This is a genomic window from Bacteroides sp. AR29 (genome assembly GCF_900217715.1).
GTDB classification, from domain to species: domain Bacteria; phylum Bacteroidota; class Bacteroidia; order Bacteroidales; family Bacteroidaceae; genus Bacteroides; species Bacteroides uniformis.
In genome coordinates, this window is the sequence record NZ_OBMS01000003.1 from 109,648 (window position 1) to 125,923 (window position 16,276).

Sequence of the window (16,276 nt, forward strand, 5' to 3'; positions counted from 1 at the left end):
ACTATATTGGCACGACTATGGAAAAATAGTTCTACGGAGCAGCAAATTCAATAAATCATTAATAAAGGTACGAAATGAAGAATATTCCCAAAAAGCAATTTGCGGGCTGGATGCTGATGCTACTGTTGTGCATCAGTATCTCGGCATTTGCCCAGTCGCCTAAGAAGGTGACCGGACGTGTGATGGATGCACAAGGTGAGTTACTCATCGGTGTGAATGTGACGGAGGCGGCAGACCCTTCTAATGGTGTGGTGACGGACATCAACGGTACGTATACGATTACGTTGAAAGGTAATAAGCCGTCATTAAAATTCTCTTATATTGGCTTTAAGGATAAAGTGGTAGCGGTAGGCTCCAAAGGAGTGCTTGATGTAGCTTTGGAAGAAGATGTGGCAGCCCTTGACGAAGTGGTGGTAGTGGGCTTCGGAACGCAGAAGAAAGCTTCTGTGGTCGGCTCCATTACCAATATAGAGCCGGCCAAACTTGCCGCGGCTCCCAGCCGTTCGCTTAGTAACAACTTGGCGGGTATGGTTCCCGGTGTGATTGCGGTTCAGCGTAGCGGTGACCCTTGGTTCAATAACTCCGACTTCTGGATTCGTGGTATCAGTAGCTTTACTGGCAATACCAATCCGCTGGTATTGGTGGACGGCGTCGAGCGTTCGCTCCACGACATCGACCCTGAAGAAATCGCCTCCTTTTCCGTGTTGAAGGATGCTGCCGCCAGTGCCGTCTATGGTGTGCGCGGTGCCAATGGTGTAGTGATGATTGAGACCAAGCGCGGCAAGATTGGAAAGCCGCAGGTGAACGTCCGCTTCGAACACTCCTTTACGCAACCCATCAAGATACCCGACTACATCGGCAGTGTGAAGTATCTGGAACTGATTAACGAAATGTATGCCGAGCAGGGTAGAAACCCGTTTGTAAGCGAAGCCACCCTGCTGAACTACAAGAACCAGACCGACCCGGAACTCTATCCCGATGTGAATTGGTGGGATGTTATCTCCAAAGACCATGCAGACAACACAAAGGCGAACGTTAGTGTCAACGGTGGTACGGACATTCTTCGTTATGCGTTGGTGGCAGGATATTACAATGAGAACGGTATCATTGAACGCGACAAAAACCAGGAGTGGGACTCTTCCCTGAAGGTGAGCCGATATACGGTGCGTTCCAATGTAGATGTGAATGTGACTCCCACCACTTTGTTCCGCGCCAATGTGGGCGTATTCCTGCAAACTCGTAACGCTCCTCCGGGAGACACGGAAACCAACCAGGGCATTTTCTATCAAGCCATGCGTGTACCTCCCTACGTGCATCCGGCTATCTATGCCGATGGGCGCATTCCACGTGTGATGTACAAGGAGAACCCTTGGGCGTGGGCCACGCAGCGTGGATACGAAAAACTAAATCATAATAAGATTGAATCCTTAGTATCGTTGGAACAAGATTTGAAGTTCGTTACACCGGGATTGAAGTTCAAAGGAACCTTCTCTTTCGACAAGTTCTCGGCAACTTCCGTAACACGTTCCAAGAACCCCTATTACTACAATCCCGCCACCGCACGCGATGCAGAGGGCAACATCATCACTGATGTGCAGACCACCGGACAAGAGTTCCTGGGCTATGCAAAAGGAGCTGAATGGGGCGACCAGTCCATCTATCTGGAAGGAATGCTTTCGTACAATCATGTTTTCGGTGACGTACATGATGTGGGGGGGATGTTTTTGTACAATCAAAAGGACTACAACAACGGAGAAGCGCTTCCTTATCGTACACAAGGTATAGCTGGAAGACTCTCGTACACTTATGACAGCCGTTATATCGCCGAGCTGAATTTCGGTTATAACGGTTCCGAGAACTTTGCCAAGGGCAAACGCTTCGGCTTTTTCCCGGCAGCGGCGATAGGATGGATTGTGTCTCAGGAAAAGTTTATGGAGCCGCTTTCAGGTATCATCTCCAATTTAAAGTTGAGGGCTACTTGGGGTAAGGCAGGAAACAGTGAGTTGGGAATCAGGGGACGCGCAGATTACAGACGTTTTGCATATATTTCCACTATCGTTGATACGGGTTCTTATCGCTGGGGTACGGATGCAGAGATATATCGCTTGGGACGTTCGGAAGGTGAGATTGGTGTATCTGACCTGACCTGGGAGACTGTGACTAAGATGAATGCTGGACTAGATTTGGGGTTATGGAACAATAGCGTGAATATTGTTGTGGATGTGTTTAAGGAGAAGCGTGAAGATATCTTTATGAAGCGTACCAATGTACCTGGTTCTACCGGATTCAACCGCCCCGTTTGGGCCAATTATGGCAAGGTCGAGAATCAGGGATTTGATGTGTCTTTGAATGTCAACCATAAGTTCAATAGCGATTGGGCCATTTCCGCTATGGCAAACTATACCTACGCACACAATAAGGTTGTGGAAATAGACGAACCTGCCGCCATCTTGGGTACATACCGTTCGCAAACCGGTAAGCCTATAGGGCAATTGTTTGGCTTGATAGCCGAAAGGCTCTTTACGGAAGATGATTTCGATGAAAACGGTATGCTTAAGGAAGGAATTCCGGCACAGAAGTTCAGTGATATGAGTAACCTACGTCCCGGTGACATTAAATACAAAGATTTGAACGGGGATGGTGAAGTGACCGCAGTAGATAAAACAGCCATTGGTGGTACACGTATTCCCGAGATTGTCTATGGTTTTGGAGCTACAGTAAGCTATAAGTCGTTCGATTTGGGAGTATTCTTCCAAGGAACAGGTAAAACCTACCAGCTCTTGGGCGGAGAGACCTGGTTGCCGGGTTCTTCCTTAGGTGCTGGTAACATCTATTCGAACATTGACGACCGTTGGACACCCGAAAATCCGAGGCAAGATGTATTCTGGCCCCGTATGGGAGACAAGGCTGTGGCAAACAATGAACAAGCTTCCACATGGTGGTTGCGTGACATGAGTTTCCTGCGCTTGAAGAATCTGGAACTTGGATATACCCTTCCGCAACGTTGGACTACCAAAATTGGCATCCGCGGCTGCCGTTTGTTTGCAAGAGGAACCAATCTGCTGACGTTCTCCAACTTCAAGCTTTGGGACCCCGAACTGGAAACTACCGATGGATTGAGATACCCACAGATGAAATCTGTATCAGTGGGTTTTAGCATCAATTTCAACAATTAATTAAGATACGAAGAAAATGAAAAAATATAAATCTATAGCAAAAGCTGTCTTATTGTCGTGCACCCTGGCATTGACAACGAGTTGCAACGATTTCTTGGACAAGGCTCCCGACGACCAGCTTACCATGGAGATGATTTTCACGGACAAGATAAGGACTGAGGACTGGTTGGCAGGTGTTTATTCATCCATTCCCAGCCCCATGTGGGGGTATTTCAAGGCACAAGGTTATAACATTATGGGCGATGATATCACTATTCCCCAAGATTGGTCGCCGTATGGATGGAGCAATGTGTATGCCTACACCACCGGAAACTGGAGTCCTATCTCAACATGGGACCCCTATTATTGGGTAGAATTACACAAGCGCATACGTTCCGGCCTTATCTTCTTGCAAGAGGCAAAAGTACTTCCGGAAAAAGACCTGAAGGAATCTTATGTCAACCAGATGAAGTACGAAGTCCGTTTCCTGATAGCCTACTATTACTCTTTGATGATTGAGTTGTATGGTGCCATACCGTTTACTCCCGGTGTGCTTGTTTCCGTCGATGCGCCCGAATCGGAGATGATGACTCCCCAAAGACCCTATGCCGAAGTGGTAGATTGGATTGACAAAGAGCTGCTGGAAGTGTCAGAGCATTTGCCCGCTGTCTATCCCAATAATACCGATTGGGGCAGGGCTACCTCTATCATGGCTTTGGCAATACGTGCCAAAACACTGTTATTTGCCGCAAGTCCATTGTTCAACGGCAATCCGGATCTCAAGGACTGGAAGAATTCGGAAGGAGAATTCCTCTTTGATGCCGAAGCCAAGCCGGAAAGATGGGAAAAGGCTGCCAAAGCTCATCTCGACTTGATAAAGGCAGCCGAAGCGGCCGGACATAAGCTGTACTATGAGTATAATGTGGATGGAAGTATCGACCCCTTCATGTCTTACTACAACATGTCGTTGAAACGCTTCTCAGAAGGCAACAAGGAGATTCTTTTCGGACGCCCCGAAAATGTGGACCTGAACTACTGGCAGGCTCATCATCTGCCGAAAGGTATCGGTGGAAATGCCGCTATGGGTGTTACTCAGGAACTGGTGGACGCTTTTTATATGAAGAACGGTGAAATGCCTATATTGGGATATAACGAGGATGGTTCGCCCATTATCAACCCGGAATCGGGGTATGTGGAAAACGGATTCTCTACCAATACAGAGTATAGAACCACGAAGTGGCCGGGCGGTGGACCTTCGAACCTTGCCAATAAAGAAACCGGTGTAAGCCCGGTAACAGAAGAAGGTACCTACAACATGTATTGCAACCGGGAGCCTCGCTTCTATGTTTCCGTCATCTATAATGGCGCATGGCTGGGAGTTGATAACCGTCGTGTGGACTTCCTTCAAGGAGGCCGTGATACGGATATGACTTTCGACTCTCCGCAGAACGGTTATAATGTCCGTAAGCGAATCTCTTTGGATGTACTTCCCAGAGATGGAAAGTATGTATATCAGCCGGGTATCTTATACAGAATGGCTGAAGCGTATTTGGGCTATGCGGAAGCATTGAACGAGTCTTCGCCAGCTCCCACTCCCGATGTATATAAGTATGTGAACTTGATTCGTGAACGTGCCGGAATTCCCGCTTTGAAGGAAGGGCTGAGTAAGGAAGAAATGCGTGCCGCCATTCAGCAAGAACGTCGGGTAGAGTTCAATTGTGAAGGTATCCGTTTCCATGACCTCCGTCGTTGGAAGATTGCCGACAAATACCTGGGCGGCAAGCTTTATGGTATGAATCATGACGGTTCTGAGAAGAGCGATGATGTGAACAATCCGAAGGCTTTTTATAAGAGAACTTACTACAAGAGCCGTACCTTCAACAAAAGAATGTATTTATGGCCCGTTCCGCAGGCTCAGATGGACATCAACCCCAATTTGAGACAAGCTCCCGGATATTAATAAATAATTAGAGAACAAGTATGAAATCAATAAAATTCATTTTTAGTGCGATGACATTGGCATTTGCTGCATTGACATCCTGTTCGGATGATAACAGTGTGGACTTGTCCAATCGTAAGTTTGTACGTATTGACCAATCATCGGTTTATTTGGAGATTGACGAAACTGCCACAGTTACCGCTTCTGTTGATGACCTGGCAGGCGATTCCTATCAGTTGAAGTGGAGTGTCCTCAACTCCGATGTGGCTACCATTGAAGGTGTGGAAAATAATGCAGCTGTAATTACACCTGTTGCTGTTGGAAAAACGGTCATCAAGGTAGAAACGGCTGATGGCAAGTTGTGCTACTTTAGCGACTTGACTGTTACCAAGACTCCTAAGACGTGTTACATTGACTTTGGTGTCATTGATTCTCCGGCTCCGTTTAACAACTATAGGAATCCCAGAGACCCCGGATTGGTAAATATGCTCGACCATAGAGGTCGTCCTACTACTTTCGGCATCGAGGTGGACAAACCGTTTTCCGGAGAATTGGCTCGCGGTTTGAATAATAATTTGGGTCTTCCAAAAACAGCTTCTGAGGATATGTTTTTCAGCGACGGTATTGCTATTCCGCTCAGTGGATTTAAGGTGACAGGTCTCTCTCAAGGAACAAAATATACGTTCAGTTTCTATGGTCACATCAATGACCGTGGAACTGAAACCGAGTTCCATGTAATCGGAAAGAACGATGGCGTTGCTTATTTGGTTAATGACGATAATTTCGATAGAACGGTAGAGATTAAGGGTATTGAGCCTAATGACGAAGGTGTTGTTTATATCGAAATGAAACCGGGCCCGAACAATGTACAATGGGCCAAATTCTTTGGCGTAAATACCATGGTACTTTCAGAAGAGTAGAATTGATGTGGTTTTATAGACCATAATCTTTTCTATTGAAATAATACTGTCAGTGAGGAGAGATACCGTTTAAACAGGCATTCTCTCCTTGCCTTTTTAAAAAACATATAGTAAAATAGTTTATGAAAATTAATTTGAAAGAAGTTTCTGTTTTCTTGTCTGCCATTCTATTGGCAGGCTCGTATGCCGTGGCTCAGAATCCATACAGATGGACGGATGAGCTGGAGTTATTGAAAAGAGTGGATAAATTGCCGGAGTATCGCACTGGCTCTTATGTGGAGCAGTTCTCGAGTTACGACCGTACCGGAGGCAATGATGATGGTTTTGCGGGTACTTATTCTTTCCTTCGTAAGGAAGGTGATAAGTTGGTGATTGCTGAGATGGAAGGCCCCGGAGTCATCAACCGAATCTGGACTCCTACACCGACGGACAATATGCTCTATTTCTATTTTGATGGACAGAAAGAGCCCGGTCTGAAAATAAAGTTCTCGGATTTGTTTTCCGGTAAGGTTTATCCGTTTACAAAGCCCGTTTGTGGTAATGAAATTGGTGGTTTTTATTGTTATCTGCCCATTACGTACAAAAAGTCCTGCAAAATTGTTTTCGATGGACCTAAATTGGAATTCATTCAGATACAATACCGTAACTTGCCGGAAAAGAAGGTGGAAACCTATACCGGTGAATTCTCACAGCAGGATAAGGATTTGTTGGCTGAGGTGAATAGAATATGGGCTGACTTGTCTCCTGCTGTAACGAATTATACCTTTGGAAAATCAGCTGGTGTACAGACGGAAGAAAAGGTATTTACACTGAGTCCGGGAGAAGAAGTTTCTTTCTTTGAGATGGCAGAACCGGGACGTATTGTAGGTATGTCGATTGATGGCGGAACATCTTTCGAAGGTTTATACAAAGATGTGATTCTTTCAGCTAAATGGGATAATGAGAAGGTGGAGGCTATTTATGCCCCCGTTGCTGATTTTTTTGGATATGCCTATGGAAAAGGAGCAATGCGGAGTATCTTAATGGGTAAGCAAGGTACTTCCAACTACTGCTATCTGCCAATGCCTTTTGACAAGTCAGCTTCTATGAAGATGATTTATAAAAAGAGAGAAGGTATTCAGCAATCTCCTATTTCTGTAAACGTTAAAGTGTACTATAACAGTAATAAGCGTAATGTGAAGGAAGAGGGTAAGTTCTATTCTGTATGGCGTAGAGAGAAAACTCCTCTCGGCATTTTCCATAAGTTTGCTGCACAAAAAGGAAAAGGACATTATGTAGGAACCATCCATCAGGCACAAGGCCTGCGTCCGGGAATGACCTTGTTCTTCGAAGGGGATGACAGCACTTACGTAGATAATAAAATGCGTCTGCACGGCACTGGCTCCGAAGACTATTACAACGGTGGCTGGTATGCTTTATTGGATCGTTGGGACAGAGGAAACAGCCTCCCCCTCCATGGTTGCCTGGATTATTCGCTTCCGATGGCCAGAACCGGTGGATACCGTTTCTTCTTGGCCGACAAAATGTCCTATGAGAAGGAAATCTATCATGGAATGGAACATGGTGAAGTAAAAAATAATTTTCCGGTAGATTATACATCTGTTGGATTCTTCTATGCAGCCCAGCCATTGCAAGGCAGAGAAGAGCCTACTGCTGAATTACGCACTGTATATCAGCCGACAGAACATATCTATTTCCCTCAACTGATGCAGCTGAGTCTTGGTGGAGGTGTCCAGGTAACAAATGAGCGTGGAATCCGTATGACCACCCAGCATGGAGGAGTAGTGCGCATCATGCTGAACGATGTGCCCGAAGGAAAATATAAAGTGCTGATAAACTATTTTGAGAAACCGAATGGTGCCGACTTCCAGGTTTGGCAACGCCAGAAGCAACTGTCCGGATGGATCTCTACTAAGAAGGACAAAGAAGTGTCTAAAGACAGAGTACATGTAGGAGACATCAATTTGACGGAACAAACCAATTCAGTCACTTTCCATGTGAGAAATAATAACGGTGGGGACCAGTTTGAACTGGGACTGATTATCCTGGAAAGAATAAAGGAATAGATGTGGGAATGTGTACTTGTATATGGAATTGATAAGAATGAGAACTAAACAAATTTTACTGTTCGGGCTTGTTACCTGTAGTTTGACGGGCAATATGGCTTGTAAGGATGCTGATAGTGAAAAAACGCTGTGTATTGATAATGTACGTATGATATCCCGTGTCACGGGTGATCCTTTGCCGGGAGATACATTGCTGAATCCCAATAATACCGGACCTGACTTTGATGTATATGGAACGGATTTGGGGTTAATGTGGCATATGGATGGAAACCGTGTGGGCATGTTTTTCGGAGATACCAGTGGAGAAGGTTTTGTCGTGAATAAAAATGGTGGCAATGGTTCCAACTGGCGTTCCAACGTACTGGCTTTTTCATCGGATACAGAGCTTACAGACGGTCTTAAAATAGATTCAATGCTGCTTGATGCCGATGGTAAGGCGCTTGAGGTATGTGCGGGCGGTAAGACGAATCCGGAGGTATACCAGACTTCCATCCCTACGAGTGCTATTCGGGCCGGTAAAACGGATTGTGTCCATATTATGAACATCTATGATTGGGGAGCGCCTCATGGACGCTGGCTTACCAATTTTTCTTCTGTCTATACTTCCAATGATGACGGTCGGACATGGGAGCGGCGTGAAGAGGTGACTTTTTCTCCCGACAGTCATTTTTCGCAAGTGGCTTATGCCAAATGTGACGGATGGATTTATATGCTCGGCACACAGGCCGGACGTGGTGATGCTGCGTATCTGGCGCGTTTCCTTGAGAAAGATCTTCTGGATATGAAGGCCTATGAATACTGGAACGGTGAAAGTAAAGAGTGGATACGTGGAAATGAGGCTGCCGCTACTCCGGTATTGAGAGGTCCCGTAGGAGAAGCGTCGCTGATATGGCACAAGAAGTTTGAGCGTTGGATTCTGACTTATAATTATGATCCGAATCATGACGAGACTCCTTTGACCAAAAGGCATGCCATTCTTTATTGTACATCGAAGGATCTCGTCCAGTGGAGCGAGCCGAAAGTATTGGCGGAAGCGGACAGATATCCAGCTTTGTATTGCGCTTACATACATCCGTTGAAAGACAATGATGACCAGCTTTGGTTCATCATGTCCATGTGGGGGCCATACAATGCTTTCCTGATGTGTGCCGATATGAAGCTGGAATAATAATCACTTGACTTGAATTGGATATGAAGCTTAGGAATTTATTTTTATTAATAGCTCTCTCGTTACCGGTTTGCTTGTCTGCACAGACAAGCAAACAAATCTATCTGCAACGAGCCGATTCTTTGCTTCAGCAGATACTTACTCTCTATAAAGTGGAGAAGTATGGCCTGCTGACGGAAACTTATCCAAGAAACCCGGAGCAGAGAATTACATATACGGCCAATACCGGCGCTGTTGTTAACCAGCAGGAGGTCTCTTTCTTGTGGCCTTATTCAGCCTTGGTATCCGGTTGTGTTTCTTTGTATAAGGTTTCCGGGCAAAAGAAGTACAGAAAACTGATGGACCGGCAGATAAAGCCGGGACTGGACCTTTATTGGGACTCTACCCGGATTCCCCATTGTTACCAGTCGTATCCGGCTTTTGCAGGTCATAATGATCGTTATTACGATGACAATGACTGGGTGGCCATTGATTTCTGTGATTACTATGAACGGACTGGTGACAAGGAGTATCTGGAAAAAGCCATCCAGCTGCATGACTATATTTATTCCGGATGGTCCGAAGAGTTGGGGGGAGGAATCTATTGGTGCGAACAGAAGAAAGAATCAAAAAACACTTGTTCGAATGCTCCGGCTACTGTTCTTTGTATGAAGCTGTTTAAGTTGACTAAGGATGCAAAATACCTTGAGCAAGCTAAGAAGACCTATCAATGGACCCGTGACAATTTTTGTGACCCTTCTGACTTTGTATATTGGGACAACAAGAATTTGCAGGGAAAAGTGGATCCGGCCAAATATACTTATAACAGCGGGCAGATGATTCAGGCCGGTGTACTTCTCTATCAGGTAACTGGAGAGAAGCATTACTTGAAGGAAGCGCAGCAGACAGCCGAGGGTGCCTGCCGTTTCTTTCTGAAGGTACAGCCTATCGCAACAGGAGAGATGAAATTCTTCCCGGGAACTCCTTGGTTTAATGTAATCTTGTTCAGAGGTTTGAAGGCGCTATATCTGGTGGATAGGAATGAGGCGTACATAAAGACCATGATTGAGAATGCGGATTATGCCTGGAACTATACGCGTGATGAGAATGGCTTGTTTAGTAATGATTGGTCGGGAAACAGAAAAGAGCAGTTCAAGAGTCTACTGGAGAATGCCTGTATGATTGAGCTTTTCGCCGAGATCAGCGAATTGCAATGAATAAAACCTTTAAACACAATAAACAATAAATAAACAGAAAATGAAAAGACAGATTGCAGTATTGGTATCCGCCTTGCTAATGGGTGGCGGTACCTATGCTCAGAATGGTGCTCAGGCGCAAAGACCGAAAGCCTACATGGTGTCTGATGCACATTTGGACACACAGTGGAACTGGGATATCTAGACCACAATAAAGGATTATGTATGGAACACGATCAGTCAGAATTTGTTTCTGCTGAAGCAGTATCCGGAATACATCTTTAATTTTGAAGGTGCGGTCAAGTATGCCTGGATGAAGGAATATTATCCGGCGCAATACGAAGAGATGAAGAAATTCATAGAGAGCGGTCGTTGGCATATCAGTGGAGCCAGCTGGGATGCCACTGATACGCTGGTTCCTTCCATAGAGTCTGCGATTCGTAACATCATGCTCGGCCAGGATTATTACCGGAAGGAATTCGGTGTGGAGAGCACGGACATTTTCTTGCCAGACTGTTTCGGTTTTGGCTGGACACTTCCTGCCATTGCGTCCCATTGCGGACTGATCGGCTTCTCCTCCCAGAAGTTGCAGTGGCGCAACAAACCGTTCTACGGTAACGACAAATATCCTTTCACTGTCGGCTTATGGCAAGGTATAGACGGCTCTACCATCATGATGACCCATGGATATGATTATAACCAACGTTTTGAGGACGGGGACCTGTCGGAAAACAAGGACTTGTTGGAATTGACCGGCCACTCTCCGCTTCACATGGTCTACCGCTATTACGGTACGGGAGACATAGGCGGTTCACCTACATTGGAGTCTGTACGTGCCGTAGAGAAAGGCTTGCAAGGCAATGGTCCGTTGCAGATTGTCAGTGCCACGAGTGACCGGATATATAAAGACTTCCAGCCTTACGCAAGCCATCCGGAACTGCCCAAGTTCAACGGTGAACTGTTGATGGATGTTCACGGTACCGGATGTTATACTTCCCAGGCTGCCATGAAGCTGTACAACCGTCAGAATGAGCTTTTGGGGGATGCAGCGGAACGCTCTTCCGTTGTAGCCGAATGGCTGAACCAGGCTTCCTATCCCGGAGCTGCATTGACTGAGAACTGGCAGCGTTTCATTTTCCATCAGTTCCATGATGACCTTACGGGAACAAGTATACCGCGGGCTTATGAATTCTCATGGAATGACGAGTTGATTTCCCTCAAGCAGTTCTCCGGTATTCTTACTTCCTCCATTGACGCTGTGGCAAGAAAGATGGATACCAGGGTGAAAGGGATACCGGTGGTGCTTTACAATGCGCTTGGATTCCAGGTTTCCGATGTGGCAGAGGTAGAACTTGCCTTGCCAAAGAAACCGAAAGGGATTACCGTATATGATATGAATGGCCGGAAAGTGGCCGCCCAATTGCTGTCCTATGCTGACGGTAAAGCCAGACTCTTGATAGAGGCTATTGTGCCCGCTACCGGTTATGCGGTATATGATGTCCGTACTTCTGGTCCGTCGGCTGACACCCGGGTATCTGTGGATTCCAATGCATTGGAGAATTCCATTTATAAGATAACGCTGGATACAAAGGGTGATATCGTTTCGTTGTTTGACAAGAAGAACGGCAAGGAGCTGGTGAAACCCGGTAAATCCATTCGTCTGGCACTCTTCACGCAGAACAAGTCCTACATGTGGCCTGCTTGGGAGATCTTGAAGGAGACTATAGACCGGGAACCGGTTTCCATCACAGAGGATGTGAAGATGACACTGGTGGAGGATGGTGAGCTGCGCAAGTCACTCTGCATCGAGAAACGTTATGGAGAGTCACTCTTCAAGCAGTACATCCGTTTGTATGAGGGTAGCCGTGCCGACCGCATAGACTTTTACAATGAGGTGGACTGGCAGTTGTCCAATGCTTTATTGAAGGCCGAATTTCCTTTGAACATGGCAAATACGGAAGCCACCTACGATTTGGGACTTGGAAGTGTGAGGCGGGGCAACAATACGGAGACTGCCTACGAAGTCTATGCACAGTATTGGGCCGATTTGACTGACCGTAGTGGAAACTATGGCGTATCTGTCTTGAATGACAGCAAATACGGCTGGGACAAGCCGGACGACAACACCCTCCGCCTGACCCTGCTGCATACCCCCGAAACAGACAAGGATTATGCTTACCAGAACCGCCAGGACTTCGGGCATCATTGCTTTACATACAGTCTGGTGGGTCATGCCGGTGGACTTGACAAGGCTGTCACCATAGAGAAGGCGGAGATATTGAACCAGAAGCTGAAAGCTTTCCGTACCGATAAACATAGGGGTACATTGGGTAAGGAGTTCTCTTTCGTCTCTTCCAATAACCGCAATGTCATTATCAAGGCATTGAAGAAAGCCGAGAACTCGGATGAGTATGTAGTGCGTGTCTATGAGATAGGCGGTGAGAAGGTGCAGGATGCGGTACTTTCTTTTGCAGGCGAGATTGCCAGTGCCTGCGAAGCGGATGGCACTGAAAAGAGTATCGGTTCGGCCGAATTCAGTGGAAACGGGCTGTCTGTAAGTATAAAGCCTTATTCTATAAAGACATTCAAGGTACGTTTGAAGTCATCGGGCGAGGACGCTTATCAATTGCAATATGCCTCTTTACCGTTGTCCTATAACTGTAAATGTTCCTCATTCAACGAGTTCCGCGGTGAAGCTGATTTTGAGTCGGGTTATTCGTTTGCGGCAGAACTGTTGCCCGAATCCCTGACTGTAAACGGGATTCCTTTCCAGCTAGGCGAGAAAGATGCCGCCAACGGAATGACGTGCAATGGTGATACTATTGTTCTACCGGAAGGTAAAAAGTATAATAAACTGTATTTTCTGGCTGCCGCTACGGACGGGGACTATGCCGCCACTTTCCGGTGCGGAGGGAACAAGAGTGAGGTCATTGTACCTTCCTATACCGGATTTGTCGGACAGTGGGGACATTCGGGACATACCAAAGGTTATCTGAAGGATGCCGAAGTGGCTTATGTGGGAACTCACCGCCACTCTCCTACAGCCGATGAGGCCTATGAGTTTACCTATATGTTCAAGTTCGGTGTTGATATTCCGACAGGTGCTGCCAGCCTTATACTTCCGAAGAATGAAAAGGTTGTTCTTTTTGCTGCCACATTGGTGGAGGAAACTCTGAAACCCGTCCAGGTTGCCACTAGCTTGTTCCATACAGCCATCCGTGACAATGAGATGGAGTTGAACAGTGTGGAGGTGGAAAAAGAAAATCTGTTGAAGGGCGCGAAGATTATCGCCTATTCCGGCTATTTTAATGATAATGAGAAGCCCGAACGCATCGTTGACGGGGATGTCGATACCAAATGGTGTGAAGTGGGAAGTGCGTTGAACTATGTGGATTTTGATTTGGGTGAGGCGAAAACTGTGAGCGGTTGGAAACTGGTGAATGCAGGCCGTGAGGACAAAGGGTACATTACTTCCGCTTGCTTCCTGCAAGGCAGAAACAGCCAGACTGAAGAATGGAAGACACTTGACAATATAGATGGAAACCGGCAGAATGTCGTATCACGTATGATTGACACTCCGGCGCAGGTACGCTATGTACGCTTGATGATAACCCGTCCTATGCAGCATGCAGGAGGAAAGGTGTTACGCATCAATGAGATGGAGATTTACTAAAATAATCGGTTATGATGAAAAAACTAGTTTTTGTAATTCAGTTGATATTTCTCTATAGCGGTTTGGCTATGGCCGACCCGGTTATCTCTCTTAAGACATTGTTGCATGAGATGACAGACCGTTCCGTGCTGGCGCGTTGGCCCGAAAATGCCTATACGTGTAAGCAGTTCAGCAGCTACGACCGTAGTTCGCATAACATGACGGATAAGCGTGCCTGGTTTGGTAATTTCGACCAAGGACAGTTTATCCGCCAGGAAGAGAACGGAGGGAGGACGGAATATGTGATGATGGATGCCGAAGGCCCCGGTGCCATAGTTCGTTTCTGGATGACTTTCTCCGGCATAAATCGGGGACAAGGGACTCTGCGTATCTACATAGACAATGAGGAAAAACCGGTAATTGAAGGCAATGTACGTGATATATTGAGCGGACAAGTCCTTTGTGGAGAACCTCTTTCAACTTCAGTACCCGATGGGGCTCCGATGGAAGAAAGAGGGCATAATTTATATTTGCCCATACCTTATGCCAAGCGGTGCAAGGTGACTATCGAATCGCCGGACTTGAAGATTACTCCGGAGGGGAAAATTGAGAGTAAGACCATTGTATACTATGCTATCAATTACCGCACTTATACTTCTCCGGTCAAGGTGATTTCTTTCTCGGCCAAAGAGTTGAAGAAGAATGCCCGGCTGATAGCTGCTGTCAATAAGAAGCTGTCGGAAGGAACACCTGGTATTGATACTCCGCTTGCGGGAAGAGAAAGTACGCTCAATCTGGCGGCTTCTCTGGCTCCGGGTGAAAGCCGTAGTTTTACGATTGACGGCTCTCGTGCCATTCGTCGTCTTTCGATGCGGATTGATGCCGATGACCGTCGCCAAGCACTTCGCTCTACGGTCTTGTCCATTGCCTTTGATGGGGAACTAACTGTCTGGGCTCCGGTCGGTGAGTTTTTTGGGGTAGGCTATTATCCCGTTGCAACTGGTACGTGGTATACGCGGGCCGTGCAGGATGATGTGATGAGTGCATGGTGGGTGATGCCTTTCGAGCGGAACTGTACGATTACCTTGACCAATTATGGGGAACAGCCGGTGGAGATATCCAAGGCTGCTGCAGTTAGTGGAAAGTGGCAGTGGGATGAGCGCTCCATGCACTTTGGTACCACATGGCAGCAGTTTACGCATATCCATGCCCGGGGCGATGAGTTTGCCCAGGACCTTACGTTTGCCGATCTTAAAGGTAGGGGCGTGTATGTGGGAGATGCGGTTACTGTCTATAACCCCAACTTGGGTTGGTGGGGAGAAGGAGATGAAAAGGTGTATGTGGACGGTGAAACCTTTCCGTCACACTTTGGAACGGGTACAGAAGATTATTATGGCTATGCCTGGGGGCGCTATGAACCGTGGATAAACCATCCTTTTGTTGCCCAACCCATAGGAGATGGTTGTTATGCTCACATAGGTTTGGCGCAGAATACCCGTGTTCGTAGTTTGGATGCGATTCCGTTTACCCGGAGCCTGCGCTTTGACATGGAGTTATTCGATTGGTCGAATATACACCTTAATTATGCTCCGATAACCTTCTGGTATATGCTTCCCGGAGGCGAAATACAGCCAAAACCCTTTGTGAGCGATGTACGCGAACGGGTTGCCAACCAACCGTCAGATATTTTCGGTTCAGGGATGAGTCTGGTTGTGGAGGGCGAAGTCATGCAGCCTCGTCCGGGGCATATGGGTTCCGTTGAATTGCAGACCAACTTCCACCCCTTGTGGAGTGAGGGTATGCAGCTCTACTGGAAAGAGTTTAAACCGGGAGATAAGCTGTCATTAGTTTTTGACAGTGAAGTGGAAGGAACTTATTATGCGAAAATACAGTTCACTGTGGCGCCTGATTATGGTACATTTGCCCTTCGTGTAAATGATAAGGTGATTACTCCGGAAGTCAGTCTGACCAATGGAGAAGTGTCTCTGCTTTTGGTGAATCTTGGGCGGGTCAATTTGAAAAAAGGAAAGAATGAGTTGCAGATTGAGTCGATTGCACTGGCTCCGGGACATGATACCGGTTTCTTTGGGATTGATAAGTTGACTCTTCGCAAATAATTCTGTAGACGTCTCTATCGCAGGGATTGTACTTGTATGGATAGCTTTGGATAAATAAAAGTCCAAGGCTATCTTTTTTGTATC

Annotated in this window: 9 protein-coding genes; all 9 read left to right on the top strand. The window is 46.6% G+C overall.

The window, feature by feature from the left end; translation table 11 throughout:
• Positions 1 to 74: 74 nt before the first annotated feature.
• The 9 genes from CSD97_RS02050 (at position 75) to CSD97_RS02085 (ending at position 16,192) form a co-directional block, all read left to right on the top strand.
• Positions 75 to 3,176, top strand: coding sequence for a TonB-dependent receptor (locus CSD97_RS02050; protein WP_098031896.1), 3,102 nt, complete (start codon positions 75 to 77; stop codon positions 3,174 to 3,176).
• 16 nt (positions 3,177 to 3,192) lie between these two features.
• On the top strand, positions 3,193 to 5,115 hold the full coding sequence (locus CSD97_RS02055; protein WP_005824772.1) for a RagB/SusD family nutrient uptake outer membrane protein: 1,923 nt from the start codon (positions 3,193 to 3,195) through the stop codon (positions 5,113 to 5,115).
• 20 nt (positions 5,116 to 5,135) lie between these two features.
• On the top strand, positions 5,136 to 6,014 hold the full coding sequence (locus CSD97_RS02060; protein WP_005824774.1) for an Ig-like domain-containing protein: 879 nt from the start codon (positions 5,136 to 5,138) through the stop codon (positions 6,012 to 6,014).
• A 122-nt stretch (positions 6,015 to 6,136) separates the two neighbouring features.
• Complete coding sequence (locus tag CSD97_RS02065) at positions 6,137 to 8,080, top strand: glycoside hydrolase family 172 protein (RefSeq protein WP_005824777.1); 1,944 nt, start codon at positions 6,137 to 6,139, stop codon at positions 8,078 to 8,080.
• Between the two features lie 22 nt (positions 8,081 to 8,102).
• Positions 8,103 to 9,248, top strand: a complete 1,146-nt coding sequence (locus CSD97_RS02070) for a DUF4185 domain-containing protein (protein WP_022400933.1) — start codon at positions 8,103 to 8,105, stop codon at positions 9,246 to 9,248.
• Between the two features lie 23 nt (positions 9,249 to 9,271).
• Positions 9,272 to 10,444, top strand: coding sequence for a glycoside hydrolase family 76 protein (locus CSD97_RS02075; protein WP_098031897.1), 1,173 nt, complete (start codon positions 9,272 to 9,274; stop codon positions 10,442 to 10,444).
• A gap of 40 nt (positions 10,445 to 10,484) precedes the next feature.
• The gene (locus tag CSD97_RS19000; RefSeq protein WP_005824785.1) at positions 10,485 to 10,628 is read left to right on the top strand and encodes a hypothetical protein; all 144 of its coding nucleotides are present in this window, start codon (positions 10,485 to 10,487) and stop codon (positions 10,626 to 10,628) included.
• Between the two features lie 6 nt (positions 10,629 to 10,634).
• On the top strand, positions 10,635 to 14,096 hold the full coding sequence (locus CSD97_RS02080) for a glycoside hydrolase family 38 C-terminal domain-containing protein (RefSeq protein ID WP_244284011.1): 3,462 nt from the start codon (positions 10,635 to 10,637) through the stop codon (positions 14,094 to 14,096).
• Between the two features lie 11 nt (positions 14,097 to 14,107).
• The gene (locus CSD97_RS02085) at positions 14,108 to 16,192 is read left to right on the top strand and encodes a DUF2961 domain-containing protein (protein WP_098031898.1); all 2,085 of its coding nucleotides are present in this window, start codon (positions 14,108 to 14,110) and stop codon (positions 16,190 to 16,192) included.
• Positions 16,193 to 16,276: the final 84 nt, after the last annotated feature.